Source organism: Streptomyces sp. NPDC046379 (genome assembly GCF_055587785.1).
In genome coordinates this window covers 231,898-256,146 of record NZ_JBVJFP010000001.1, presented here as the reverse complement: position 1 = coordinate 256,146, position 24,249 = coordinate 231,898, and the positions used below count along the sequence as shown (strand labels likewise).

The following is a 24,249-nucleotide window of genomic DNA, read 5'->3' as shown; positions in this document are numbered from 1 at the left end:
GCGTCATCTGCCGCGGCCGCGGCGTTGCTCGGTGCCGTGACCGGGCCGTGGGGCGGCGGCCGGGCCCTGCGTGGTCGGACCGCTGCCCGGGGGCCGGACGACGCTGGCCGACCGGCTGCGCGCGGCCGCGGCGCTGGGCAGGGCGGGCGGGGGCGAGCCCGGTTCGCCGACGGCGCGGTGTGCGGCGGTGCGCAGGGTCTGGCGCTGCTGCCGTTCCTGTGACCGCTGGTCGGGGGTGAGCGCCCCGCGCCGGGCGAGTTCCCCGAGGAACCGTTCAGCGGCCGCCTCATGCCGTACGGCGGCCTGCGCGGCGCCCGTGGACAGGGCGGTGTGGCGATCGGTGAGGGTGCGCGCGAGGAGTTGTACGACGTCGGCGTCGGTGCGGGCGAGCAGCGTCGGGTCGGGCCCGGCCGGAGCCGTGCCGCGCAGCTGTGCGGCACGCGCGGACACCTCCCGCCACGGCGCGGTCGGCGGCGGCAGAAGGGGCGCGGCGGCGCGGGCGATGTAGTCCAGCTCCGGCACCGCGAAGTCCGGCGCGATCAGCGTCGCGGCGGCGTGCCGGGCGGCGAACTGGGCGGCCTCGGCGGGCGACTGCACGCGGGCGTGCTCGTTCCTGATCGCGGCCACGAGCTGCAGCCGGTCCTCCGGTACGGCCTGGCCGGCGGCGATGGGCTGGGCGTGGACGGTGTGGCCGTCGCGGCGCATGACGACCGCGTAGTCGCCCAGGCCCTCCGCCTCGAAGGCCGCCGCACCGCGGACCACCCCGGCGAGCGCGGCGTCGTGGATCTCCGGGTCGACCAGGCGGCCGTGCCCGCGTTCCTGGAGTTCCTCCACGTAGCGGGACATGATGCCCAGTCGGCTGACCGGGCCGGGTACGGCGACGAAGGCCGTCTCGATCCGGTACGGGGCGACGCCGGGCGGCAGCGGCGCCGACCGGATGCGCCGGCAGATGTCCTCGTACTCGGCCGCGGTGACCATGGCGGACTCCAGCAGGATGTTGAAGCCGCGCTCCAGCGCGTAACTCTGAGCCTGCTCCCACCACGCGTCTCCGTCCGGCCGGACCAGGGCGTCGGCCTCCTGCGGCCGTTCGGCCTGCCAGCGGGCGTAGTCGGGGTGGTGGGGGTTGTAGAAGTCCATGTTGATCCAGGCGGTCTCCCCGTTGCGGTCAAGGGCGTCCTTGACCATGCGGGTCACGGCCGTCTTGCCCGCCCCGGTCTGCCCGGCCACGATCACGGCGACCGGCGCGCGCTGCGGGGTGCTGCCGTCCAGGTAGACGGGCGCGATCTGCTCGCGGAAGATGCGCCGGTTCTCCTCGGGCGGCAGCTGCCCCTCGGTGGTCGGGCTCACGCGGCCCCGCCGGCGAGGTAGCGGCGCACCGTACGGGACAGCGCGTGCGCGCGCTCCAGAGCGGCCGTGTCGTCCGGACGCAGCTGGAGCTGGGCGCGGTTGAGGTCCCGCTGGTAGTGGGTGAGCTGCTCGGCGCGCGTGCCGTCGGCGTCGCGCAGTGCGGCGGAGACCTCCGCCACGGCCGACCGCAGGTCGGCGAGGGCCGCCTCGTAGGGCTGGTCCCCGTACAGGCCGCCGGGTACCGGCTCGACGTGAGCGAGGATCGGGTCGGTGGGGGAGTGGTCGGTCATGCGTGCGTCGTTCCTTCCGTGTCGCCCGGTGGGGTCAGGTGGGCGGTGTCGCCCCAAACGGCCAGACGCAGCCGGAGGCCGTCGCCGTTCCAGTGGGACACCGAGGCGTTCGGGACCGGCGGGAGTTCCCCGGGCGCGGCGGCGCCGATGCCGGCCAGGACGTGGCGCAGGGCGATGACCACGCCGTCGTGCGCGACGACCAGGACCCGCCGTCCGGGCGCGGCCCGCCCCAGGTCGGAGACGAACTGGCCGACGCGTACGGCGACGTCGGTGAGGGCCTCCCCGCCGGGTGGCCGGTAGTGCCACTCGCCCAGCAGTTCCCGCCGGGCCGCCTCCTCCGGGGCCCGGGCCCGCAGCGCGGTCGGCGGATGCAGTTCGAAGACGCCCATCTCCCGGTCCCGCAGCCGTTCGTCGACGAGCATGTCCGGCCGCGGTCCGCCGAGTTCCGCGGCGCGGGCTGCCATCCCCTCCCACGTCTGGAGCGCGCGGGCGTAGGGGGAGCACACGACCAGGTCCGGCCCGGTCTCCGGCGCCTGCCCGGCCAGCCAGCCGCCCAGCGCGCGGGCCTGCGCGGCGCCCCGCTCGGACAGCGGAACGTCCCGGTCCCGGCCGGGCACCGGCGCGGTGGAACCGGACGCCTCCGCCGCGGCGAAAGCGACGTTGGCCGTGCTCTGCCCGTGCCGCACGGCCCACAGACCGCCCAGCGCGCAGGGCGGAACCAGGCCGGCCGGCGGCACCGCACCGGGCGGCGTTCGTAAGCTCATGTCGTCCCTTCGCAGCTGGGTCACTCGTGAGGCCACGGCGTTCATGGGCGGTTCCGGCCACTGCGTCGTCGAACCGGCCGTGTCGGGAACCAATCGTGCACCGGCCGTGGCGGGAACCGGTCGTGCGTCGGCCGTCACGGAAGCGGTCGTGCGCCGGCCGTGGCGGGAACCGACCGACCGTGACAGCAGGTCACTTGATGTCACTGGTGTCACTGACGTCACTGTGTCACTTGTCCAGCGACGTCTCCTCCACCGTCACCAACCGCGACCCGTCCCCCTCCGCATCCGCCCGCGCGTGTTCCAGCCGCAGCCGCGCCGAACGTCCGTGCAGCGTCAGCGTCATGAGCTGGTTGCCGAACCACGGGCCGCCCGTCTTCCGCCACGACACCGGCGCCTTCGGGACCCGGCCGTGCCGGGCGACACCGCGGCCCAGGGCACGCGCGACGGCGCTCCAGCCGAAGCGGAAGCCGATCCGGATCGACAGCGGGACGGAGTTGTGGACGGGGGAGCAGGTGAGCTGGAGGACGCGGGCGTCGGGGGCGGCCTCGCGCCAGGCCGGCTCGGCGATGTAGGCGTGGTGGACGTCCCCCGACAGCACGCACACCGTCGCGGGCGCCGCCGGGCCGGAACCGGCCTCCGCGATCAGGTCGGCCAGGGCGGCGAAGGACTCCGGGAACGCCGACCAGTGCTCCAGGTCGGCCCCGCGGCGGATCCTCTCCCCGAGCCGGGCCCAGCGCCGGCCCCGTTCGCCGCGGCAGAGCATGGCGTTCCAGCCCTCGACGTCGTGCACCAGGTGGGGCAGCAGCCAGGGCAGGGAGGTGCCGATGAGGAGGTGGTCGTACGACTCCCGGTCGTCCAGGACCTGTTCGCGCAGCCACTGCGCCTCGCCCGGGTCGAGCATCGAGCGGTGCCGTTCGTCCAGGACGCGGGCCGCGCGGCTGTCCACCATGACCAGCCGGACGCGGCCGAAGTCGCGCCGGTAGCTCCAGCGGGCGGTGGTGGGGTCGGAGTCGGCGGAGTCGGCGAAGGCGCGCAGGACGTCGGTGGCGTCGGGGGTGTCCCGTACGGAGCGGTACAGCGGGTCGGCGGCCAGTTCGGCGGGGGAGAGGTTGCCGAGGTGCTGGTACACCCAGTACGACATCAGGCCGCTGAGGACGCGCTCGCGCCACCACCCGGTCGCCCGCATGTCGGCGAGCCAGGAGGCGGAGGTGTTCCAGTCGTCGATGACGTCGTGGTCGTCGAAGATCATGCAGGTCGGCACGGTGGACAGCAGCCAGCGCACCTCGGGGTCGAGCCAGGACTCGTAGTAGAGCCGGGTGTACTCCTCGTAGTCCGCGACCTGGGGCCCCGGCGGTCGGCCGAGGTCGCGGCGGCCGGCCAGCCACTCCTGGGTCGCCCGGGAGGTCTCGTCGGCGTACACCTGGTCGCCGAGGAGGAGCAGGACGTCGGGGCGCTCGGCCGTGGGGTCGGCGGCGATGCGGGCGGCGAGGGTGTCCAGGGCGTCCGGCCCGACGGGGTCCTTCTCGTGGCCGGAGGAGCGGTGGACGGGGGAGTCGTGGGCCGGCGGCGCGGCCCAGCGGCAGGAGCCGAAGGCGACCCTCAGCGGGCCGTCGGCCAGGGAGGTGCGGATGAGGGAGGGCGGGTAGGGGGAGTCGGGCGGCGGCCAGACCGGCGTGCCGTCGAGGAGGACCTCGTACGCCGTGGAGGTGTCCGGGGTGAGGCCGGTCACCGGCACCAGGGCGTAGTGGTGGCCCCCGACCTGGAAGGTGCGCGCCTCGGCGCGTGCGCCGTCCGCGCAGCGCACCTCGGCGGTGCACGGACGGCTCGCCTCGACCCAGACGGTCGCGGACGAGCCGTCGACGTACCTCAGCAGTGGCCCCAGGCGCAGTTCCGCCACGTCATCGCCCTCCTCCGTCGCCCCGTACGGTACGGAACGACGGAGGGCCGTGGGGAGATTCCGGTGCGGAACCCACAGGGTTTGCCGGATCGAGATCGGGCGGCCGGGTGTCCGGGCGGAACGGGGCGGAACACACGGGCCGGCAACCCGCCGGGCGGTTACGCGTCCGCGGTCCGCCGGGTTCCGCCTCGGCGGCCCGCCGGGCAGTCGGCGTCAGCAGCCCGCCAGGTAGTTCGTCAGCGCGCTCTTCTCCGCCGAGTCGACGGAGAGGCCGTAGTAGTACTTCACCTGGACCCAGGCGCGGACGTACGTGCAGCGGTAGGCGGTGCGGGAGGGCATCCAGGTGGCCGGGTCCTGGTCGCCCTTGGCCTGGTTGACGTTGTCGGTGACCGCGAGGAGCTGCGGGCGGGTGAGGTCGTTGGCGAAGGCCTGGCGGCGGGAGGTGGTCCAGCTGCTCGCGCCGGAGTCCCAGGCCTCGGCGAGCGGGACGAGGTGGTCGATGTCGACGTCGGAGGCGAGGGACCAGGTGGCGCCGTCGTAGGGCGAGTACCAGCTGCCGCTCGTGGCGGCACACGAGGAGTCGGTGATGACGCCCGAGCCGTCGCGCTTGAGGACGGTCTCGCGGGTGTTGCAGGCGCCGCTGATGGTGATCCAATGCGGGAACAGGTCCCGGCTGTAGCCGGTGCGGTTCTCGGTCTTCACCGGGAGGGAGGCCAGGTAGGAGCGGGCGGTGGCGCCGCTGACCGGGGTGGGCAGGGCCGCGTTGGCGGCGGGGGCCTGGAAGAGGGCCACGGAGGCGATGAAGGCGCAGAAGGCCGCGACGACGCCGAAACGTCGACGCGCGTAGAACCTGGACATGCGAACTCCCTTGGGGGACGAGGGTGTTGGGGTGCGAGCGAGGGAATGCTCGCGGTACGGCATTGCGCGTGGGTGTGCGCACAGTAAGAAGCTAGTGACGTGCGCATGACACAACAAGGTCGCGCGGGGGAGTTCGTGTGGCAGTGACGGCGTGCCGGAGGCGGGGGCGGCGTGCCGGGCGGGGATGAGGCGTACGCGGGGGGCGGGCGCCGGGCGGGGGGTGAGGCGCACGGTGGGGGTCGTGGCGGGACGGGCGGCCGGGCGTGAATGAGGCCGGGCCGGGGTCGAGTGGCGGGCGGAGACGAGGCGTGGGCCGGGATCGCGTACGATGGACGGCGCAGAAGGGGAGTAGCTCTTCGCCGGACCGTCGACATACTGCTCAGCTCGTCTGAGCCGGCGCCCGGAGGCAGGCCCAGCGTCAGGGGACGCGGGGGTCGGCCGGCGAGACCTTCGGCCAGCAGTGCACGTCCGTGCCGTCCGGCGCGGGCCCCGTGTGTGCCGCCGTGCCGAGGTGTCGTGAACGCAGTGCGCAGCACACTCTCGGCGGGGCGCACCCGACCGATTGAGGAACCTTGATCAGCTTCACCGTCACGGCGCTCGTCTTCGGCGTCGTCTTCCTGGCCGAGCTGCCGGACAAGACCGCGCTGGCCGGCCTCGTCCTCGGCACCCGTTACCGGGCCTCCTACGTCTTCGCCGGCGTCGCCGCCGCCTTCGCGCTGCACGTCGTCCTCGCCGTCGCGGCGGGCAGTGTGCTGACGCTGCTGCCGCAGCAGCTCGTGCACGCGCTCACCGGCGTGCTCTTCCTCGGCGGCGCGGCGATGCTGATGCTCAAGAAGACTGACGGGGACGAGGAGATCCGCAAGCCGGAGGACCAGTCCTTCTGGAAGGTCGCCGGGGCCGGGTTCATGCTCATCCTCGTCGCCGAGTTCGGTGATCTGACGCAGATCATGACCGCGAACCTCGCCGCTCGCTACGACGACCCGCTCTCCGTCGGCCTGGGAGCGGTGCTGGCGCTGTGGGCGGTGGCCGGGCTCGGGATCGTCGGCGGACAGGCGCTGATGAAGCGGGTGCCGCTCCAGCTGATCACGCGGATCGCGGCGCTGCTGATGCTGGGGCTGGGGGCGTGGAGCCTGTGGGAGGCCGTCACCGGGTGACGTGGGCGTGCGGCCCCGGTCCGACCGGAGGCCGGCTCGGCCGCGGCGCCTCCCGCCCGGCCCGGCGCGGCCCTCGGGCCGGCTGAACGGAAGGTGAAAGGTTGCCGCGGGCGGTGGCGTCGGGAGGGGGTTGTTTTGTACCGTGAGGAAACAAAGTGGCTCCCGCCCGTTTTCCCTGACCGGCGGGCGGGGCCGCCTTGGTTCCTCCCGCCCCCGTCCTGGAGCTGCCGATGACGGCCCCCGTCGTGCTCACCGCCCGTGCCCTCCTGCTCGACATGGACGGCACGCTGGTCAACTCCGACGCCGTCGTCGAACGCGTGTGGCGGCGCTGGGCCGACCGCCACGGGCTGGACGGCGACGAGGTGCTGAAGGTCGTGCACGGGCGCCAGGGCTACGCCTCCATGGCCGTGCTGCTGCCGCACCGGCCGATGGAGCAGAACCACGCGGACAACGCCCGGATGCTGGCCGAGGAGACCGCCGACATGGACGGCGTGGTGCCGGTGCCGGGCGCGCCCGAGTTCCTCGCCTCCCTGCGCGGGCTGCCGCACGCCCTGGTGACCTCCGCGGACGTCAAGCTGTCCACCGCCCGCATGGCCGCCGCCGGGCTGCCGCTGCCCGCCGTGCGGGTGACCGCGGAGTCGGTCGGCGCCAGCAAGCCCGACCCCGAGGGCTTCCTCAAGGGCGCCGCCGAACTGGGCGTCGCCCCCGCCGACTGCGTCGTCTTCGAGGACTCCGGCGCGGGGATCTCCGCCGCACGCGCCGCCGGGATGCGCGTGGTGGGGATCGGCCCGCGCGCCGGGCTCCACCGGACGGACGTGACGGTGCGGGACCTCACGCAGGTGCGGGTCGAGGCTGTGGGGGACGGGACGTTGCGGGTGTCCGCCGGCTGAGGCCGGGGAGCCGGCCGGGCGGGGTCGCCCCACGGCCGGGGGTGCGGCGGTCCGCCGAGGCCCGCCGCCGAGACCGTGCCCCCGGCTCCCGGCCGGGATCCGTACTCACCCCTCCGCCGCCGGGATCCTGCCTCAGCCCCCCGCCAGGACCTTGCCCTTGGTCCTCCGCCCGCGACCTGCCCTCAACCCCCCGACTGCAGGTGCCCCGTCTCGGCTTCGAGCCGTTCCCGCGTCGCCTTCCCGTACACGCCGGGCTCGTCGCCCTGCACCCCGCGCCACACCTGGTAGGTGCGCACGGCGTCCTCGACCTCCTCGTTGAAGTGGCCGTGGATGGCGTGGTGGTAGATGTACACCGCCTTCAGGCGCGTCTGGAGTTCGACGACCTCCGGGCCCCGGTCGCCCCGGCGCAGGACCTGGGCGTCGGCGGGGCGGGCCGAGTCGGTGGCGCGTGCCGTCGACGCCGTGGGAGTGGGCGAGGCCGTCTTCGACGGTGACGGCGAGGCGCTGGACGACGACGGGGTCGGCGTCGGGGACGGACTGTGCGTCGCCGAGGGGGACGGCGTGGCCGAGGGCGACGCCGACGCGGCGGCCGTGGGCGACGGGGCGGAAGCGGTCTGCTCGGCCGTGGTCGGGGCCGGGACCGCCTCCCGTACGTCCTCGGGCAGGGCGCTGTCCCGCGACGGAGTGTCGTACGAGAACAGACCGCCGGCGAACCCGGCCGCCGCCACCACGGCCACCGCCGCACCCGCCGCCCCGAGCAGCGCCGTACGACGCCTGCGGGTCCGGCGAGGGTCCTTTGCGTCGGCCGGGGCGGGGCGCTGCCCGTCGGCGCCGGGCTCCTCGCCGTGCTCGGCGTCGAAGCCGTGCTCGGCGTCGAACAGGCTCAGGTCGTGTGCGTCGGGCGCAGCCCCGGTGGCCCCCGGGGGCACCGGCCGCAGCGTCATCGTCGCCTCCACCGGCGTTTCGGCCGGCGGCGGGGCGGTGTCCTTGCCGCCGGCGCCCAGGTCGACGTACGGCCGGATGCGCAGCGGGTCGAAGTCCTCCGCCGCCGCCTGTTCCGCCGTGCGCGCGTCGCGCAGGGCGTCGGAAGCCCGTTGTGCGCAGGCGCACGACGGGGTGTTGTCCGCACCCCGAAGCGCCCCGCAGTCCGGGCACGCAGTCCCCTTCGGCTCCGCCACGCGTTCGTTCCCTCCCCTGGTTCGTTCCCCGGTATTTCGGCGAACGGCAGAAATTATGCAGATCTCGTGTGCGCGGTGTTCGGGAAGGTCGCCCCTCGGTAGCGGAACGATCGATTCCGGAGGGTGGCCTTCCGGACTCGACGGGCCATAAACGGGCACACCGCCCACGATGGGAGGGGAAGAGACCAGCCACTGGCCGAACCGGCCGTCGACTGGACCGGCCGCCGGCCGGACAGGCCACCAGTCACCGGCCCCGGGAGGTGCGTATGGCCCACGGAACGCGCGAGGCCTCGGAGCAGACGGAGCACGTGTCCCGCCACGTCCTCGTCTCCATCGGGGCGCTGCTCCTCGGCATGCTGCTCGCCGCGCTCGACCAGACGATCGTGTCGACGGCGCTGCCCACCATCGTCAGCGAACTCGGCGGCATGGACCATCTGTCCTGGGTCGTCACGGCGTATCTGCTGGCCTCGACGGCCGCGACGCCGCTGTGGGGCAAGCTCGGCGACCAGTACGGCCGCAAGCGGCTGTTCCAGGCGGCCATCGTCATCTTCCTGATCGGCTCCGCGCTGTGCGGGCTCGCGCAGGACATGCCGCAGCTCATCGCCTACCGCGCCCTCCAGGGCCTGGGCGGCGGCGGGCTGATGGTGCTGTCGATGGCGATCGTCGGGGACCTGGTGTCGCCGCGTGAACGCGGGCGCTACCAGGGGCTGTTCGGCGGGGTCTTCGGTGCGTCGAGCGTGCTCGGGCCGCTGCTCGGCGGTCTGTTCACCGACCATCTCAGCTGGCGCTGGGTCTTCTACATCAACCTGCCCGTCGGCGTCGTCGCCCTCGCCGTGATCGCCACCGTCCTGCACGTACCGCGCCGCTCCACCCGGCACCGCATCGACTACCTCGGCACCCTGCTCATCGCCTCCGTCGCCACCTGCCTGGTCCTGGTCGCCTCGCTCGGCGGCACCACCTGGGCCTGGGCCTCGCCGCAGATCGCCGGGCTCGCGGCGGCCGCCGTCGTCCTCGCCGTCGCCTTCGTCGCCGTCGAGCGGCGGGCGGCCGAACCGGTGCTGCCGCTGAAGCTGTTCGCCATCCGCACCTTCACCCTCGCCGCCCTGATCAGCCTGATCATCGGCTTCGCCATGTTCGGCGCGATGACCTATCTGCCGACCTTCCTCCAGGTCGTCCTCGGCGTCTCGCCGACCATGTCGGGCGTGCACATGCTGCCGATGGTCGCCGGCATGCTGCTGGCGTCCACCGCATCCGGCCAGATCGTCAGCCGCACCGGCCGCTGGAAGGTCTTCCCGCTGGCCGGCACCGCCGTCACCACCCTCGGCCTGCTCCTCCTCCAGGAACTGGACGAGAACAGCTCCGACCTGGCGATCAGCGGCTGCTTCCTCGTCTTCGGACTGGGCCTCGGCCTGGTCATGCAGGTGCTGGTGCTGATCGTGCAGAACGCCGTCTCCTATCAGGATCTCGGCGTCGCCACCTCCGGCGCGACCTTCTTCCGCTCCATCGGCGCGGCCTTCGGCGTCGCCGTCTTCGGCACGATCTTCGCCAACCGCCTCGACGACGAGCTGCTCGACGCCTTCCGGGGCGCCCGACTCCCGCCCGGAGTCTCCGTCGACGCCCTGGAGGCCGACCCTCGCGGCATCGAGGCGCTGCCGCCCGCGCTCCAGCCGCCGGCCGTCCACGCGTACGCCACCGCCATCACCGACGTCTTCCTCTACGCCGCCCCCGTCGCCCTGATCGCGTTCGTGCTGGCCTGGTTCCTGCGCGAGGACCGGCTGCGCGGCTCGGTCACCGCGCCCGACGTCACCGAGACGCTGGCCAGCAACCCGGTCGAGCGGTCGTCGTACGACGAGGTGTGCCGGGCCCTGTCGGTGCTCGGCACCCGCGAGGGGCGGCGCGAGGTCTACCGGAAGATCACCGCGCGGGCCGGGTACGACCTGCTGCCCGCCGCGAGCTGGCTGCTGCTGCGGATGAAGAGGTACGGCCGGGTCGAGCCGGCCGTGCTCGCCGAGCGCAGCACCGTCCCGCTGAGCGTCGTCATCGAGGGCGCCCGGCAGGTCGAGGAGCGGCGGCTGGCGGTCCGCGAGGGCCTCGACCTGATCCTCACCGAGCGGGGCGCGGCGGTCGCCGAACGGCTGGCCCGCGCCCGCGAGGAGTCCCTCGCCGAACTCCTCGGCGACTGGTGGGGCCCGGACCGGCCCACCGACCTCGTCCAGCTGGTCCACGAGCTGAACGGCGAACTGTGCGGCTCGGTCCACGAACAGCCGCATGACGCACGGGCGGTGGGGCGGCCGGCTTGAGCGGGGCACGCCGCCGCCGGCCGGACGGGCCGGGCATCTCCCCGTCCCCCGCCCCGGCGAGCCTCGCCCCGGTCGCGCTCGACCAGTCCGGTCCTGCCCCGGCCGCCTTCCACCAGCCCGCCCTCGCCCCGCCCGCCTCCGCAGCCCGCCCGCCCCCACAGCACGCCCCCGCCCCTTCCGCCTCAGACGCTCCTTCCGCCTCCGGCGTCCACGAGCCGCTTGCTGAACCAGTGCTCGGCGTACGGCTCGTCGTTGTGCGGTGCCGTCTCCTCGTAGCCGAGGCGGGCGTACAGCGTCCGTGCCTCCACCAGGTCGCTGCGCGTGTCCAGAATCATCCGGTGGGCGCCCAGTTCGCGGGCGGCGGACTCGGCGGCGGCGACCAGGAGGGCCGCGCCGCCCTTCCCACGGGCCTCCGGGAGCAGGAACACGCGGGTCAGCTCCGCGGTCGCCGGGTCGGAGGTCGGGCTGACGCCCGCCGTGCCGGCCGGGACCCCGTCGTACCGGGCGACGAGGAGAACGGCCGGGCCGTTCGCGGCGCCGGCGGCCATCTCCCGCTCCAGCTCGGCCGGGTCGGTGCGGTGGCCCCGGTGGAGGAGGTACCAGCGGTCGCTGACCTCGGTGTAGTACGCCCGCCACAGCTGTCGCGCTGCGGGGGACTCGACGGGTTCCGGGGAGATCGTCCAGGTCATGCGCCATTGTGCGGGCGGGGCCGGCCCGTGGCGCAACCAGTTTGGGCGGGGGTCCGCGGGCAACCCGGACGAACGACCGGCCCGGTCGAGGGCCGGTCGGGTCGAGAACCGGGAAGGCATCCATGTCCACTGGCTTGATCATTGCTCTGATTTTGATTGCCGCGGTCGTCGTCGTGGCGGCCGCCCTGATGATGCGCCGCCGTGGCGGACACGGCGGACGGGACCTGAAGCGGCGCTTCGGGCCCGAGTACGACCGGGTCGTGGCCCGGCACGACGGCGACCACAAGGCCGCCGAACGAGAGCTGGCCCAGCGCGTGGACCGCCACGCCGACCTGCGCGAACGGCCGCTGGAGCCGGCGCAGCGGGAGCGGTTCGAGGCCCGTTGGACGGCCGCGCAGGAGCGGTTCGTCGACGCGCCGCAGGAGGCGGTCGCCGAGGCCGACCGGCTGCTCGGAGAGCTGGCCGCGCACCGGGGCTTCCCGGACGGCGGCCGGTACGAGGAGCAGCTCGACGCCCTGTCCGTCCACCACGGACACCACGTCCACGGCTACCGCCGGGTCCACCGCATCGCCCACGCGCCCGTGAACGGCGCCTACGACGGCCGAGCCGACGGCGCGGGCAACGGTCCCGTCGGCACCGAGGAGATGCGCGAGGCCATGGTCGAGGCCCGCGCCCTGTTCGACGACCTGCTCCGGCCGACCCGCGACGAGCGCCACGGACGTTCCGAGGTCGCGCGCACCGAGAACGCCGGACGGACCGGTCGGACCGGGACGCCGGCCCACACGGGCGGCGGGCGCGGGCTGCACCTGCCGTGGGCCCGTCACGCGAAGGGGAGTTGAGGAACATGAGCGACGAGACACGCCCCACGGGCGAGCAGGACCGCTTCGAGCGGCGCGAGGTCCTCACCGGCCATGTGACCCCGGAGGACCCGGCGACGGCCCGCGAGGCGCCCGAGTCGGAGACCCCTCTGGCGCCCACGACCTCCGGGGTGTCCGGCAGCCCGGCCGCACCGGCGGTGCCGGAGACGTCCTCGGCGGCCGGGACGCCCGGCGCACCCACCGCACCGGCCGAACCGGCGAGCAGGCCCGACGTCGCGCACGGCGCCCCTGCCCCGCAGAGCACCCCTGCCCCCCAGAGCACCTCCGCTCCGCGGGGCGCAACGGCCCCGCACGGCTCACCGCCCGCCAACCCCTCCGCACCGGGCTCCCGCATGTCCCCCCTGCTCCCGCGCGAGGAGTGCGACAAGCTCGCTCAGCGGCTCCAGCAGTCGGTGTCCTCGTTCGTCGACGGCCCCCGGGCGGCCGTGGAGGAGGCCGACCACGTCCTGGAGGAGATCGCCGCCCGCTTCACGGACGCCGTGACCGAGCGCCGCCGTACGCTGCGCAGGTCCTGGGAATCCACCGACGAGGGCACGTCCGCCTCCACCGACACCGAGCGACTCCGCCTCGCCCTGCGCGACTACCGGGAACTGGCGGACCGCCTCCTGCGCCACTGAGCCCACCGTGTCGGCGGAGCCGACACGGTGAAGGCGGTCACCGCCCCGCCCGGCCCTCCCGCCACCGCCGTACGACGTCGTCCACGTCGTACGGCTTCAGACCCAGCGGAGGGCCGGGCGGCGGCTTGTACATCATGTCGCGGATCTTGACGTTGACGTCCTCGACGATCTTGCGCGCCGCCCGCTCGCTCGGCGCCCGCAGCGCCGCCAGCAGAGCGTCCTCCGCCTCCTTGCGCAGCGCGAGCGTGGGTGGCAGGACGGTCAGGCCCTCGCGGGCCATCTTGCGCTTGACCCACCACAGTTCCTCGTAGGGCGCCTCGACGTCCTTCGGCAGGGGCTTGCCCGCGCCGGGCAGCCGGGCGAAGTCGCCGCGCGCCTGGGCGTCGCGGATCTGTTTGTCGGTCCAGGACTCGAAGCTGACGCCGGGTGGCTTTCGCTCGGTCATGAGGCCATTGTGCCGGACGGCGCGCCGCGGGGCGATTTATCATGCGGCGGCGGGACCGGCAATCGGGCCGTCGCGCAAGGACGTTGGGCCCGCGCAGGGACGCGACACGAGGGAGCGCACGTGCTCGAACTGACCATGGCTTCCGTCTCCGGGACGGATGCGGGCGCCACCGCGGGCATGCAGATGGCCGAGGCGTCCAGCGAGCCGGGCACCGTGCTGCGGGTGGGCCGGGACCGGTCGGTGTGCCGGCTGGTCACGCCCGACGACTGGCTGTTCGTCTCCCGCGTCCACCTGGAGTTCCTGTGCGCGGCGGACGGCGGCTGGCAGGTGACGTGGCTGCGCGGCTCGCAGCCGGACCCCTCGTCGGTGGTCCGGCTGGTGGCCGGGGAGTACGCGCAGCCGCTGCAGTACGGCGGCGGCGTGCGGCTGCCGCGGGGCGGCAGCGGCGAGATCGTCATCCAGGACCGCACCGGGCCGCGCAGCGTGAACGTGGGCTTCTACCACGAGGCATGAGCACGGCGGGTACGGCCGGGCCTACGGCAGCACCCGCGCCAGCGCGAAGCCGTCGTACCCCTTGCCGCCCACGGTCTGGATCGCCGTGCCGCTCAGCCTCGGGCTGCGGGCGATGAGGTCGAGGGCGGCGCGAGTGCCCAGGACGTCGGGCGTGGTGCTGTCCGGGTCGACGACCCGGCCCCCGCGGACGACGTTGTCGATCACGATCAGGCTTCCGGCGCGGGTGAGGCGCAGCGCCCACTCCAGGTAGTGCTCGTTGTTGGCCTTGTCGGCGTCGATGAAGACCAGGTCGAACGGGGGCGGGTTCTCGTCGGCGAGCTTGGGCAGCGACTCCAGCGCCGGACCGACCCGCACCTCGACCAGGCCGTCCAGCCCGGCGCGGGCGATGTTGCGGACGGCGACGTCGGCGTGCCGGGCGCTGTACTCCAGGGAGACCAGCCGGCCGTCGGAGGGCAGGGCGCGGGCCAGCCAGATGGTGCTGTAGCCGCCGAGGGTGCCGATCTCCAGGATGGTGCGGGCGCCCTGGATCTGCGCGAGCAGGTGCAGCAGCTTGCCGTGGGGCGCGCTGACGGCGATCTCCGGCATGCCGGCCGCGGCGCTGTCGCGCAGGGCGGCCTCGAGGGCGTCGTCGTCGGGGGAGAGCCAGCCGGTGAAGTAGGCGTCGACGGCTTCCCAGGTGGACTGATCGTTGCTCATGCGGCTCGACTCCCGTCGTTCATGCGGCTCGACTCCCGTGGCTCATACGGCTCGGCTCCCGCTCCCACTCTCATTAGAAGCGCTAACTAACTGTTCCGACGAAGGTAGTCGGGCGCGGGTTCCCCGGCGAGAGCACCACGCCGGGCCCGCGCCCGCCGTACGGCGACGACCGCTCCGGCGACGACGAGGGCCGCCGCGCCGGCCACCGTCAGGAACCACGCCGGGATGCCGCCCACGCGCCGCAGCCTGTCGACGTGGAACACCTGCTGGTACTCCGCGTCGGTGGCCGCCCGCCGCAGCTCGTGGTCCCCGGAGATCCGCCCCGGCTCCGGGAAGCTCTGGCTGATGGCGGTCAGGAACGGCGTCCCCTCGGCGAACTCGGCCAGCGCACCGGAGCCCCGCGGCACCCGCCCGGCGAACTCGACCCGCGGAGCCGCGCCGCCGATGGCGTCGCGCGGTTCCATGCGGTGGTCGGCGAGGACGTACAGGTCCAGCGACTGCGGGGTCGTCGCCAGCCGGGACAGGCGCATCGGGTAGACGAGGGTGTCCGAGTCGAAGGAGAGATGCAGCGGGTCCAAGGTGCCGGTGAGCGGCTTCCCGCCGTCGGCGTCGGGGGCGAGGCGTACGGCGACGTACTCCCAGCGCTGCTCGACGTACGGGGTGAGGGCCGCTTCGAGGCGCTCCGGGAGGGCGAAGCCGTTGTCCTCCAGCCAAGTCTCCAGTGCGGCCGGGTCGGTGGCGGTCAGCCGGGCCACGTCGAAGGGACCGAGCCGCTGCCGTCCGACCACGCCCACGCCCGCGTCGCCGGGGGCGGCGGCGCCGGGCGGGGCGCCCGCGCCGTCGTTCGTGTCGAGCGGCCAGTCGCCCTCGCGGGGCCAGAAGTAGTACCGGTCGCGGTACACGGGCTCGACGGCCTCCCGCACCTGCGTGAACAGTTCGGGGTCGCCGAGGCGGACGGTCGCCCGGTTCGGCACCGGCATGACCCAGGCCGCCTTCTCGGCGTCGCCGCCGACCGTCAGGCTCATGACGATCTGCTCCCGCCCCCCGTCCCAGCGGACGACGGACTCCTCGCCGTCCACGACGATCCGCTGCTCGCGCTCGCCGACCATCGCTCCGCACCCGCAGGCGTAGGCCGGGGCGACGAGGGAGCCGATCTGGGTGAGCAGGAGGGCCAGGCCGACGGTGAGGGCGCGGGGGTGCGACACCCTGCGTCGCGGCCCGCGCCGGGTCCGCCGGACGACGGAGCCGGCGCCCGTTCTCGCGCCCGCGTCCGTGTCCTCGCCGGTGTCCTCGTTCCTGCCCATGCGCGCCCCCGTGCTCCCCGTGCCGCTGATCCGCGTGCCTGCCAGTCGGCTGTCATGCTGCCAACAACCGATCCAGACGGCGTGACCGCGGAGACGGTTCCCGCCGGGGCGGGCGCTCGGAGCCGTTGCCGGGGCCATTTCCCCACCACTACGGCCGGTTGCGGGCGGTTTCGTGGGCCTACGGTCCACTATCGTCGTAAAGACGAATGCGGCACGGGCGTCAGGTGAAATCAGGGTTGCCCGCGTCCTTCTCCATGGGGTGGTGCGAGCCGCACGGGTTCGCGAAGGCATCCCCACGCACGGTGACGCGTGGGACGGACGGGGCGGGAGGCCGACGGGGCGTGGCGAACGCGGAGCACGGCGGAAGACCGGCGGGAGCCCTCGGAGCGACGGCCGTCGGCACGGCCAGCGCACGGCTGCGCGCGACCCGCGTGGCCCTGTGGCTGGTGGCGGCGGTCCTCGGCGTACGGCAGCTGGCCGTCGTCCTGGGCACGCCACGGGGCGAGCGGCTGACCGACCTGGAGACGTGGGTGGGCCCGGACGGCGTGCTGCACGTCGAGGGCTCGCTGTACGACTCCACCAGCTTCACCGGCACGCCGTTCGGCGGCCTCGTCCTCAAACCGCTCACCCGATCGGCCGAACAGGCGCTCGGCTGGGGCTGGACCTTCGGCACGCTCCTGCTCGTCGTGGTCCTCGGCCTGGTCGTCGCCCGCGCGCTGCCCCAGCCGGTCAGCCGCCGTACGTCGCTGTTCGCGGCGCCCGTCGCGATCTGCCTGCTGATGCTGTCGCTGCCGGTGCGCAACGCCTTCTGGCTGGGCCAGACCAGCATCATCCCCGTCCTGCTGGTGCTGCTCGGCTGTTTCGCCGTGCGCGGGCAGCGGGCGAGCGGGGCGCTGATCGGGCTCGCGGCGGCGCTCCAGCCGACGGTGCTGCTGTTCGCGGCGCTGCTGTGGTTCACCGGCCGCCGCCGCGCCGCCGCCTCGCTGGGCGCGACGTTCGCCGCCTGCACGGCGCTGGCCTGGGCGGCGATGCCGAACGACTCGCACACGTACTGGGTGCACCACATGGCGGGCGTCGGTCTCGGCGGCCGGGCGGACGACCTCGCCAACCAGTCCCTGCATGGTGCGCTCCTGCGCCTCGGCCTCTCCGGCCCGCTGGAGATCGCCGTCTTCCTGTCCCTCGGCGCGGCGGTCGCCGTCCTCGGCCTGCGCCGGGCGGTCCGCTACGCCCACGACGGCCAGCTGCTGCTCGCCGTGGCCGTCACCGGGTGCGCCGCGATCGTCGTCGCGCCCACCGCCTGGCAGCACCAGCTCCTGTGGGTGCTGCTCGCGGTCGTCGGCCGGGTCGGCAGACGCGCCTGCGACCGTCCGGTGTGGCCGGTCGCGGTCGTGCTGGTGATGACCCTGCCGACGACGATGCTCCTGCCCAACCTGGGCACGCTGCGCCCGGTCCGCGACAACGTCGTCCTCCTCGCCGCGCTCGCCGCCGCCACGGCGGTGCCGTTCCTGTCGCGCACGTCGCCGCACTACCGCGACCCGATCCCTACGCGGTACGCCGAGCCGGTCCCGGCCCGCTTCCGCCACGTACCGCTGCTGCCGTTCCTGCGCCGCGTGCTGGACCGCCCGAACCTCCTGCTGGAACTGCTCCTGATCCGCGTCACCTACGCCGCGTACTCGCAGGTGCGGCTGGCCGCGACCGGCGGCACGATCTCCGGCGGCCGGGAGCGCGCCGAGCACCACGGCGCGCAGATCCTCTCCCTGGAACGCGCGCTGCACCTGGACATCGAGCACGCGGCCAACCACGCGGTGGCGAAGATCGGCTGGCTGCGCGAGTTCTTCGACTTCTACTACACGTCGTTCCACTTCGCCGTGCCGCTGACGGTCCTCGGCGTCCTGGTCTGGCGCCGTCCCGTGGACTACCGCTGGGCCCGCTCCACCCTGGGCCTGACGACCCTCCTGGCCCTGGTCGGCTTCTGGCTCTACCCCCTGGCCCCGCCCCGCCTGATGCCGGACCTCGGCATCATCGACACGGTCCACGGCGTCCAGGACTTCTCCCAGCCGGACTACGGCACCCTGACGGCCCTCACCAACCAGTACGCCGCGATGCCGTCCCTGCACTTCGGCTGGTCGCTGTGGTGCGGCGTGATCATCGCGATCGTCGCCCCGCGCCCCTGGATGAAGATCCTCGGCATGACCCACCCCTTCCTCACGGCCTGCGCCATCGTCGTCACCGGCAACCACTGGCTGCTGGACGCGGCGGGCGGCGCGCTGGTGGTGGGCGCGGGGTTCGCTCTGGCGTATCTGGCGCAGGGGCCGCGGGCGCGGGCCGGCGCGGGGGAGCGGGGAGAGCCCGGCGAGGGCGGGACTGCGGCGCGGGAGGGGCGTGAGCGGGAGGTGCGGGCTCCCTGACGGGGCTCGGCCGCTGAGCCGGCACAGGCCGCGCGGCACGGGCCGGGTCCGGAAAATGAGTCGCCGTCCGGGCGCGGCGAGACCTAGCGTCGTGCCCATGCGACTGCTCTCCGTCAACGTCGGCACACCTCGGCCCAACCCCTGGAAAGGGCTCCGCGCCACCGGCATCGACAAGCGGCCCGTCGACGGACCGGTCGCCGTCGTACGGCCCGGTCCCAAGGGCGCCGGCGAGGTCGGGCTCGCCGGGGACAGGGTGTACGACGTGAACCACCACGGCGGGTGCGACCAGGCCGTCCTCGCCTACGCCCGGGAGGATCTCGACGCCTGGGAGCCCGAGTTGGGCCGCCCCCTCCCCAACGGCGTCTTCGGCGAAAACCTCACGACCGTCGGTCTCGACGTCAACGGCGCCCTGATCGGGGAGCGTTGGCGGATCGGCCCGGACGTGGTCCTGGAGGTGACCAGTCCGCGCATCCCGTGCGGAACGTTCCAGGGCTGGCTGGAGCGCGACGGCTGGGTGCGGCGCTTCACGGAGGCCGTGGTGCCGGGGGCGTATCTGAGAGTCGTGGAGACGGGGGAGATCCGCGCCGGCGATCCGGTAGAGATCGTCCACCGGCCCGACCACGACGTGACCGTGGCCCTCACCTTCCGCGCGACGACGCGCGAACCCGAGCTGCTGCCACGGCTGTCGGCGGCGGCCGACGCGCTGCACGAGGAGCTGAAGGACCTGGTGCGCCGGCGGACGGCCGGTCACCGGGGGCGGAACTGAACCCACGACCGCGTGCACCCATTCCCGGGCCCGGCGCGCTCACGGTCCCGAAAACGGGGACCGGGAGCGCGCCGACCATTAGTTTCCGGTCAGGAATCAGCCGTGCCAGACGTCGATGATTCCGACGTTGTCGTTGAGCACGGATCCCAGGTTGGAAACCGGGAGTCGCCAGGTGGCGGCGTAGTTGCGGGCGCGGTTGTGGAATGTCGCCACCGTGCAGTTCCCGTGTCCCACGGCCGAGCTGATGTTGTACGACCAGTAGGAATCGGGGTGCAGACGGTAGCCCGACGCGTCGCAGGTGCCGTAGCTGCCGTAGACGGTGGTCGCTGGGGTGCCGTAGCCGGCGTGGGCGTACCAGGTCATCAGCGCCGTCGACGCCTTGGTGCCGATCCGCTCCTGCACCTTGGGGGTCTTCAGCTGGGCTCGGGCCTCGGCGGCGGTGTCGGCGCAGCCCCGGTACAGCTCCGGGGAGACGCCGCCCTTGGCGGCCTTGCCCACGACGACGACGCAGTGCTTGCCCTCGGCCTTGGATGCCTGGGAGGAGATGTCCGAGGCGCCGGCCGGCGCCGCGGCGGTCAGCATCCCGACGACGGCCGCGGCCGCACCGATAAAGCCAACGGCGCCCTTGTTCTTGAGCATGTCGGTCCCTTCATGCGAGTTTTCCCGTGATGTGCCGTGCAGGAAGACTCTCGCATTGCGCACCGCCGAAGAGCACGCCTTTCGATGAGCGCCGAAAGGCCCAGGTCGAGGGGTGAGCGCGACAATGATTCCGGAATTCCGGCCGCCGATTTTCTTCGCCGTATCTCGGTTTCCTCCGTCACCGGAACGACAGCCACGCTCACGCGTCCCGGGGATACCGGCGCAGCTCGGGCGCGATCCACGGCCGCGGCGAACCGGAGGCCGCCTTCCGTGCCGCCGGTCCCGCCGACCGCCCGGACCGGGGCCTGCGCTGCTGACCGGGCCACCCGGTCACAGCGCGCACTCGAACCACACCGTCTTCCCGCCACCCGGCTCCCGCCTCACTCCCCACCGGTCCACCACCGCCTCCACCAGCAGCAGGCCCCGGCCCCCCTCCGCCTCCAGGTCCTGCTCCCGCGGCATCGCCGGGAGCCGCTCCGACCCGTCCGTCACCTCCACACGCACCCCTGCCGCCCGGCGCAGCACCAGCACCGAGCACCGCCGGTCCGGTACATGCCGCACGACGTTCGCCACCAGCTCCGTCACCGCCAGCTCCACCGCGTCCGTCAGCACCGCCAACTGCCATTCGTCCAGGCGCCAGCGGACGATCCTGCGGATGTGCCGGGCCGAGTGCTCGCCCGCCGTGATGGTCAGGCGGTACGTCTCCGGAGCGGGGGCGAGGGGAATGTTTTCGTTCACGGGACGAGGCTGGCCTGCCGTGACTACTCTTTGCCATCGAACAGATACAACGGGTTCCCGCGTGGGCCCGGTTGCGTGAGAGGGGCCGCGCGTGACCCACATCAACGTCCTTGACCCCGGCGCCTCGCCGCTGGACTACTACGGTTTCGAGCTGCGGCGGCTGCGGGAGGCCGCCGGGCTCACGCAGCGGCAACTCGGGGACATCCTCAACTACACCGGCTCGTTGGTCGGCCAGATCGAGACCGCGCGCAAGGTTCCCACGGTCGAGTTCAGCGAGCGGGTGGACGCGGCGCTGGGGACGGGTGGCTTGTTCTCGCGGCTTGTTGAGCTGGTGCTTCGTAGTCAACTTCCGGCCTGGTTTCGGCAGACCGCCGAGCTGGAGGCCAGGGCGGTCGAGATCTGCACCTTCCAGATGCACATGGTGCACGGGCTGCTCCAGACTCCGGCCTACGTGCGCGCCGTTCTCGGTGTGCTGGACGAGACCGACCTCGACGACCGCACCGCCGTGCGGCTCGCCCGCCAGCGCATCTTCGAGAAGGGGGAGCCGCCCGTCTTCTGGGCGGTGCTCAGTGAGGCCGCGCTCCACCAGGAGATCGGCGACCGCGAGGTCATGCGCGAGCAACTGGCCCACCTGTTGTCCTTCGAGCGCAATCCCCTGGTCAACATCCAGGTGCTGCCGTTCGAGGCCGGGGCCCACGCCGGGCTGACAGGCTCATTCACCCTCTTCCGCTTCGGGAGCGACCCGACGATCCTCTACACCGAGGGATATGGCAGCGGACATCCGACCGCCAACCCGGACACCGTCAAGGACTGTTCGCTCCGTTACGATCATCTCCGGGCCGCCGCGCTCTCCCTCAAGGACTCGGCGGAGCTGATCCGGCGAGTGATGGAGGAACGCTATGGAGACCCTCGCGATTCAGTGGCGTAAGTCCAGCTACAGCGGTGATCAGGGCGGCGAGTGCATCGAGTGCGCGCCGGTCGGCCCCCTGGCCTGGCGCAAGTCGTCGTACAGCGGCGATCAGGGCGGCGACTGCATCGAGTGCGCGCCGACCGGTCCTCTGACCTGGCACAAGTCCAGCCACAGCAGCGACCAGGGCGGCGAATGCCTCGAAGTCGCCGAAACTCCCGCCACCGTCGCCGTCCGCGACTCCAAGAACCCCGTCGGACCCGTGCTGACCCTCCACCCCGCCGCCTTCTCCGCCTTCGTCTCCTGGGCCGCCGCCTCCGCCTAGGGGGCGCGTCGGTGGGCCGGGGGTCGCCCGGCCCACCTCATGCGGGCGTCAGGGCAGGTAGACGTTCGGCTGGGGCGGGCGGGTCATGCCCGCGCCGAGGAAGTAACTCGGGTGCGGGGGCTGGTTGTAGGCGGTGTTCTGCCAGGCCAGCGCCACCCGGTACTGGGCGTCGTGCGCCAGGGTGTGCAGCTTGGTCGTCGTCGGGGTGGTCGTCGCGTAGATGCGCAGCGCCGTGTTGCTCGTGTGGCGCCAGATGACCTCCTCCCGCCAGTCGCCGAACAGGTCGCCGGACAGCACCGGCGTGGACTTGGTGCCGTTGCTCGACGCCACGCCGCTGCCGGTCAGCAGGCGGGTCTCGCCGCTGGTGCCGTACTTGTCGACGCGGGTGCCGTCGAGCAGTTCGCGGACGGGGTCGGCGTCCCACCAGGCGAGGAAGTTGGCCGAGGACGGGTTGCGTCCGACGTTGCCGCCGGAGGCGTTGCGGAGTTCGGTCATGTTGGGGCCCGCGCCCCAGAACTCCGCGCCGGGATTGCCGGCGTAGATGTCGGCGGCCACGCCGCGGCCCGGGCCCTCGGTGCCGCTGGTCGGGGTGCGGTGGAGGACCTGGCCGGTGCGGGCGTCGTGCAGGTCGGAGCCGGGCTGGTTGCCCGACTCGTGGATGGTGAAGACCTCCAGGCCCGCGCGGGAGGGCACGAAGTCGCCCACGTGCAGGGCGTCGCCGTGGCCGAAGCCGGTGGCGTACATCAGGCGGCCGTCGTCGTCGATGGTCGCGGAACCGTAGACGATCTCCTGGCGGCCGTCGGCGTCCACGTCGGCGACGGACAGCTGGTGGTTGCCCTGGCCGTGAGCGGCCCCGTTGCCCGAGGCGTTGGAGTCGAACGTCCAGCGGCGGGTGAGCCGGCCGTCCCGGAAGTCCCAGGCCGCGACGACGGCGCGGGTGTAGTAGCCGCGGGCCATGATCAGGGACGGACGCCGGCCGTCGAGGTACGCGGTGCCGGCGAGGAAGCGGTCGGCGCGGTTGCCGTAACTGTCGCCCCACGACGAGACGGTGCCGCGCGGGGGCTCGTAGCCGACGGTGGACATCGCCGCGCCGGTCAGGCCGTTGAACATCGTCAGGAATTCGGGCCCGGTCAGGACGTATCCGCTGGAGTTGCGGTGGTCGGCGCTCGCGTTGCCGATGACCGTGCCCTGGCCGTCGCGGGTGCCGTCGGCCGTCTTCATCGCGACCTCGGCGCGGCCGTCGCCGTCGTAGTCGTACACCTGGAACTGGGTGTAGTGCGCGCCCGCCCGGATGTTGCGGCCCAGGTCGATGCGCCACAGCCGCTGGCCGTTGAGCCGGTAGGCGTCCAGGTAGACGTTGCCGGTGACGCCCGACTGGGAGTTGTCCTTGGCGTTGTCCGGGTCCCACTTGACGATCAGCTCGTACTGGCCGTCCCCGTCCACGTCGCCGGGGCTCGCCTCCACCGGCGTGTAGCCCGAGCCGGGGATCTGGAGGGGCACGTCGAGGTGGTTGCCGCCGGTGAAGCGCAGGGAACCCTCCGACGGGGCCTGCTCGACGCCGTTCACCACCGCGCGGACGGTGTACGCGACGTCCTGGGGAGCGCCGTTGTCGAGGTAGTTGGTGGAGTCCGTGACGGGAGAGGCGTTCACCTTCGTGCCGTTGCGGTAGACGTTGAACGCCGTGTCGTACGTCTCGGTGCCCAGCAGCCGCCAGGACACCAGGTTCGCGGAGCCCGAACGGACCGAGACCAGGCCCCGGTTCAGGTCCTCCATCTGCACGGCGTCACCGGTCGTGGGCGGCGGGTTGTCGGAGCCGCCGACGCGGACGAGCTGCCACTGCTGGTTCGCGCCGTCCTGGTCGGTGTACTGGGACAGCCGGGCGCCGTCCGCCGTGGACCACTCCCAGACCTCCAGCGCCTTGCCGCTGTTGCGGTTGATCAACTGGATGTGGCCGCCGTCGGTGTCGACCACCCTGAACTGCTGGTTCGTGCCGCCGTTGTCGGTGTACTGCTGGACGGTCGCACCGTCCGCGGTGGACTTGGCCTGGATGTCCAGCACCTTGCCGCTGAGCACCGACTTCACGCGGTAGTAGCCGTCGCCGGAGTCGACGAACTGCCACTGCTGGTTGGCCCCGTCGTTCCGCGACCACTGGACGATCGCCGCGCCGTCGGCGGTGGAGCGTTCGAAGACGTCCATCGCCTTGCCGCTGTGGCGGTTCACCAGCACGTACGTCGCGCCGGTGTCGATGACGGCGGCGTGCGCCCGCGAGGCGGGGAGGGCGACGAGCGAGACGGCGGCCAGCAGGACCGCCAGCAGAAGGGCGGCCGGGCCGCGGGCTGTTCTTCCCGGACTTCGGTCGACGTACATGTGCGGCTCCTTGAGGTGGATGGGGGCAGAGACGCTGCGCTCCCGCCCGCAGAGCGGTTGAATCGATTCATTTTCTGGCTGTGGAAAGGGTCGGGTCAGCAAGGGGTGGGAGCGCTCCCATGGAGGCTAGGGCCGAGCGGTGAGCGGCGGCAAGACTCGTGCGGCAACCTCGTGCGGAAAACGGGCCGGGTGGGCGTCAATTCGTTTCAAGACGGGGCGTGTTGCGCGCATACGAGAAGGCGGCGGCCCCGGGGATCGGGGGCCGCCGCCTTCGTCGGA

Annotated in this window: 23 protein-coding genes; 10 read left to right on the top strand and 13 right to left on the bottom strand. The window is 73.3% G+C overall.

The features are described from left to right. Positions 1–3: 3 nt before the first annotated feature. The 5 genes from ACZ6KF_RS01160 to ACZ6KF_RS01140 all read right to left on the bottom strand — a co-directional run bounded on the left by ACZ6KF_RS01160 (position 4) and on the right by ACZ6KF_RS01140 (position 5,156). Positions 4–1,347, bottom strand: coding sequence for a zeta toxin family protein (locus ACZ6KF_RS01160; protein ID WP_469236694.1), 1,344 nt, complete (start codon positions 1,345–1,347; stop codon positions 4–6). Further along, on the bottom strand, positions 1,344–1,637 hold the full coding sequence (locus ACZ6KF_RS01155; protein ID WP_356632251.1) for a hypothetical protein: 294 nt from the start codon (positions 1,635–1,637) through the stop codon (positions 1,344–1,346). The genes ACZ6KF_RS01160 and ACZ6KF_RS01155 overlap by 4 nt, the downstream gene beginning before the upstream one ends. Beyond that, on the bottom strand, positions 1,634–2,401 hold the full coding sequence (locus ACZ6KF_RS01150) for a histidine phosphatase family protein (protein WP_469236692.1): 768 nt from the start codon (positions 2,399–2,401) through the stop codon (positions 1,634–1,636). The genes ACZ6KF_RS01155 and ACZ6KF_RS01150 overlap by 4 nt, the downstream gene beginning before the upstream one ends. Positions 2,402–2,627: 226 nt before the next feature. Then, the gene (locus ACZ6KF_RS01145; protein ID WP_469236689.1) at positions 2,628–4,298 is read right to left on the bottom strand and encodes an alkaline phosphatase D family protein; all 1,671 of its coding nucleotides are present in this window, start codon (positions 4,296–4,298) and stop codon (positions 2,628–2,630) included. A gap of 213 nt (positions 4,299–4,511) precedes the next feature. Beyond that, positions 4,512–5,156, bottom strand: coding sequence for an HNH endonuclease family protein (locus ACZ6KF_RS01140; protein WP_469236685.1), 645 nt, complete (start codon positions 5,154–5,156; stop codon positions 4,512–4,514). A 572-nt stretch (positions 5,157–5,728) separates the two neighbouring features. Between ACZ6KF_RS01140 and ACZ6KF_RS01135 the strand changes: the two genes are divergently transcribed. Then, positions 5,729–6,310 carry a TMEM165/GDT1 family protein gene (locus tag ACZ6KF_RS01135; RefSeq protein ID WP_356632243.1) on the top strand — a complete coding sequence of 194 codons (582 nt, stop codon included), beginning with the start codon at positions 5,729–5,731 and terminating at the stop codon, positions 6,308–6,310. 230 nt (positions 6,311–6,540) lie between these two features. Beyond that, on the top strand, positions 6,541–7,200 hold the full coding sequence (locus ACZ6KF_RS01130; RefSeq protein ID WP_356632241.1) for an HAD family hydrolase: 660 nt from the start codon (positions 6,541–6,543) through the stop codon (positions 7,198–7,200). Positions 7,201–7,382: 182 nt separating this feature from the next. On the opposite strand, the gene ACZ6KF_RS01125 is transcribed toward ACZ6KF_RS01130, so the two are convergent. After that, positions 7,383–8,378: a peptidoglycan-binding domain-containing protein gene (locus ACZ6KF_RS01125; protein WP_469174415.1), complete on the bottom strand. Its 996-nt coding sequence runs from the start codon at positions 8,376–8,378 to the stop codon at positions 7,383–7,385. 266 nt (positions 8,379–8,644) lie between these two features. Between ACZ6KF_RS01125 and ACZ6KF_RS01120 the strand changes: the two genes are divergently transcribed. Further along, entirely contained in the window at positions 8,645–10,678 is a 2,034-nt protein-coding gene (locus ACZ6KF_RS01120) for an MDR family MFS transporter (protein WP_356632237.1), read from the top strand. A 182-nt stretch (positions 10,679–10,860) separates the two neighbouring features. Here ACZ6KF_RS01120 and ACZ6KF_RS01115 read toward each other — a convergent pair whose 3' ends face one another. Then, on the bottom strand, positions 10,861–11,367 hold the full coding sequence (locus ACZ6KF_RS01115; RefSeq protein ID WP_356632235.1) for a GNAT family N-acetyltransferase: 507 nt from the start codon (positions 11,365–11,367) through the stop codon (positions 10,861–10,863). Positions 11,368–11,489: 122 nt separating this feature from the next. Here ACZ6KF_RS01115 and ACZ6KF_RS01110 point away from each other — a divergent pair, with 122 nt between their 5' ends. Together ACZ6KF_RS01110 and ACZ6KF_RS01105 are read left to right on the top strand one after the other, a co-directional pair. Beyond that, positions 11,490–12,206, top strand: coding sequence for a hypothetical protein (locus ACZ6KF_RS01110; RefSeq protein WP_356632233.1), 717 nt, complete (start codon positions 11,490–11,492; stop codon positions 12,204–12,206). A gap of 5 nt (positions 12,207–12,211) precedes the next feature. Beyond that, entirely contained in the window at positions 12,212–12,862 is a 651-nt protein-coding gene (locus tag ACZ6KF_RS01105; protein WP_469174411.1) for a hypothetical protein, read from the top strand. Positions 12,863–12,899: 37 nt separating this feature from the next. Here ACZ6KF_RS01105 and ACZ6KF_RS01100 read toward each other — a convergent pair whose 3' ends face one another. Then, positions 12,900–13,307 carry a DnaJ family domain-containing protein gene (locus ACZ6KF_RS01100; protein ID WP_356632229.1) on the bottom strand — a complete coding sequence of 136 codons (408 nt, stop codon included), beginning with the start codon at positions 13,305–13,307 and terminating at the stop codon, positions 12,900–12,902. Positions 13,308–13,427: 120 nt separating this feature from the next. On the opposite strand from ACZ6KF_RS01100, the gene ACZ6KF_RS01095 reads away from it, so the two are divergent. Then, positions 13,428–13,820: an FHA domain-containing protein gene (locus ACZ6KF_RS01095; RefSeq protein ID WP_356632227.1), complete on the top strand. Its 393-nt coding sequence runs from the start codon at positions 13,428–13,430 to the stop codon at positions 13,818–13,820. A gap of 21 nt (positions 13,821–13,841) precedes the next feature. Here the strand turns inward: ACZ6KF_RS01095 and ACZ6KF_RS01090 are convergent, their stop codons facing one another. Together ACZ6KF_RS01090 and ACZ6KF_RS01085 are read right to left on the bottom strand one after the other, a co-directional pair. After that, the gene (locus ACZ6KF_RS01090) at positions 13,842–14,516 is read right to left on the bottom strand and encodes an O-methyltransferase (RefSeq protein ID WP_469236682.1); all 675 of its coding nucleotides are present in this window, start codon (positions 14,514–14,516) and stop codon (positions 13,842–13,844) included. Positions 14,517–14,602: 86 nt separating this feature from the next. Further along, positions 14,603–15,820 (bottom strand): DUF2330 domain-containing protein, encoded by a 1,218-nt coding sequence (locus ACZ6KF_RS01085; RefSeq protein WP_469236680.1) that lies wholly within the window; start codon positions 15,818–15,820, stop codon positions 14,603–14,605. A 341-nt stretch (positions 15,821–16,161) separates the two neighbouring features. Between ACZ6KF_RS01085 and ACZ6KF_RS01080 the strand changes: the two genes are divergently transcribed. Together ACZ6KF_RS01080 and ACZ6KF_RS01075 are read left to right on the top strand one after the other, a co-directional pair. Next, positions 16,162–18,228, top strand: a complete 2,067-nt coding sequence (locus ACZ6KF_RS01080; RefSeq protein WP_469236678.1) for a bifunctional glycosyltransferase 87/phosphatase PAP2 family protein — start codon at positions 16,162–16,164, stop codon at positions 18,226–18,228. A 97-nt stretch (positions 18,229–18,325) separates the two neighbouring features. Then, the gene (locus ACZ6KF_RS01075; RefSeq protein ID WP_356632219.1) at positions 18,326–18,994 is read left to right on the top strand and encodes an MOSC domain-containing protein; all 669 of its coding nucleotides are present in this window, start codon (positions 18,326–18,328) and stop codon (positions 18,992–18,994) included. A gap of 96 nt (positions 18,995–19,090) precedes the next feature. Here the strand turns inward: ACZ6KF_RS01075 and ACZ6KF_RS01070 are convergent, their stop codons facing one another. Both ACZ6KF_RS01070 and ACZ6KF_RS01065 read right to left on the bottom strand, forming a co-directional pair. After that, positions 19,091–19,633 carry a hypothetical protein gene (locus tag ACZ6KF_RS01070; RefSeq protein ID WP_356632217.1) on the bottom strand — a complete coding sequence of 181 codons (543 nt, stop codon included), beginning with the start codon at positions 19,631–19,633 and terminating at the stop codon, positions 19,091–19,093. Between the two features lie 330 nt (positions 19,634–19,963). Continuing rightward, on the bottom strand, positions 19,964–20,371 hold the full coding sequence (locus ACZ6KF_RS01065; RefSeq protein WP_469158017.1) for an ATP-binding protein: 408 nt from the start codon (positions 20,369–20,371) through the stop codon (positions 19,964–19,966). A gap of 91 nt (positions 20,372–20,462) precedes the next feature. Between ACZ6KF_RS01065 and ACZ6KF_RS01060 the strand changes: the two genes are divergently transcribed. Next, the gene (locus ACZ6KF_RS01060) at positions 20,463–21,299 is read left to right on the top strand and encodes a helix-turn-helix domain-containing protein (RefSeq protein ID WP_356632213.1); all 837 of its coding nucleotides are present in this window, start codon (positions 20,463–20,465) and stop codon (positions 21,297–21,299) included. Continuing rightward, positions 21,271–21,603 (top strand): DUF397 domain-containing protein, encoded by a 333-nt coding sequence (locus ACZ6KF_RS01055; protein WP_356632211.1) that lies wholly within the window; start codon positions 21,271–21,273, stop codon positions 21,601–21,603. Before ACZ6KF_RS01060 ends, ACZ6KF_RS01055 begins: the two co-directional genes overlap by 29 nt. Positions 21,604–21,651: 48 nt before the next feature. Here ACZ6KF_RS01055 and ACZ6KF_RS01050 read toward each other — a convergent pair whose 3' ends face one another. Further along, the gene (locus tag ACZ6KF_RS01050) at positions 21,652–23,970 is read right to left on the bottom strand and encodes a rhamnogalacturonan lyase family protein (RefSeq protein WP_469236675.1); all 2,319 of its coding nucleotides are present in this window, start codon (positions 23,968–23,970) and stop codon (positions 21,652–21,654) included. Positions 23,971–24,249 lie beyond the last annotated feature (279 nt).

Coding starts and splice junctions, on each gene's coding strand:
- ACZ6KF_RS01090 (WP_469236682.1), bottom strand. CDS start 14,516: ATGAGCAACGATCAGTCCACCTGGGAAGCCGTCGACGCCTACTTCACC.
- ACZ6KF_RS01130 (WP_356632241.1), top strand. CDS start 6,541: ATGACGGCCCCCGTCGTGCTCACCGCCCGTGCCCTCCTGCTCGACATG.
- ACZ6KF_RS01050 (WP_469236675.1), bottom strand. CDS start 23,970: ATGTACGTCGACCGAAGTCCGGGAAGAACAGCCCGCGGCCCGGCCGCC.
- ACZ6KF_RS01085 (WP_469236680.1), bottom strand. CDS start 15,820: ATGGGCAGGAACGAGGACACCGGCGAGGACACGGACGCGGGCGCGAGA.
- ACZ6KF_RS01110 (WP_356632233.1), top strand. CDS start 11,490: ATGTCCACTGGCTTGATCATTGCTCTGATTTTGATTGCCGCGGTCGTC.
- ACZ6KF_RS01055 (WP_356632211.1), top strand. CDS start 21,271: ATGGAGACCCTCGCGATTCAGTGGCGTAAGTCCAGCTACAGCGGTGAT.
- ACZ6KF_RS01155 (WP_356632251.1), bottom strand. CDS start 1,637: ATGACCGACCACTCCCCCACCGACCCGATCCTCGCTCACGTCGAGCCG.
- ACZ6KF_RS01075 (WP_356632219.1), top strand. CDS start 18,326: ATGCGACTGCTCTCCGTCAACGTCGGCACACCTCGGCCCAACCCCTGG.
- ACZ6KF_RS01100 (WP_356632229.1), bottom strand. CDS start 13,307: ATGACCGAGCGAAAGCCACCCGGCGTCAGCTTCGAGTCCTGGACCGAC.
- ACZ6KF_RS01115 (WP_356632235.1), bottom strand. CDS start 11,367: ATGACCTGGACGATCTCCCCGGAACCCGTCGAGTCCCCCGCAGCGCGA.
- ACZ6KF_RS01140 (WP_469236685.1), bottom strand. CDS start 5,156: ATGTCCAGGTTCTACGCGCGTCGACGTTTCGGCGTCGTCGCGGCCTTC.
- ACZ6KF_RS01150 (WP_469236692.1), bottom strand. CDS start 2,401: ATGAGCTTACGAACGCCGCCCGGTGCGGTGCCGCCGGCCGGCCTGGTT.
- ACZ6KF_RS01070 (WP_356632217.1), bottom strand. CDS start 19,633: ATGCTCAAGAACAAGGGCGCCGTTGGCTTTATCGGTGCGGCCGCGGCC.
- ACZ6KF_RS01120 (WP_356632237.1), top strand. CDS start 8,645: ATGGCCCACGGAACGCGCGAGGCCTCGGAGCAGACGGAGCACGTGTCC.
- ACZ6KF_RS01105 (WP_469174411.1), top strand. CDS start 12,212: ATGAGCGACGAGACACGCCCCACGGGCGAGCAGGACCGCTTCGAGCGG.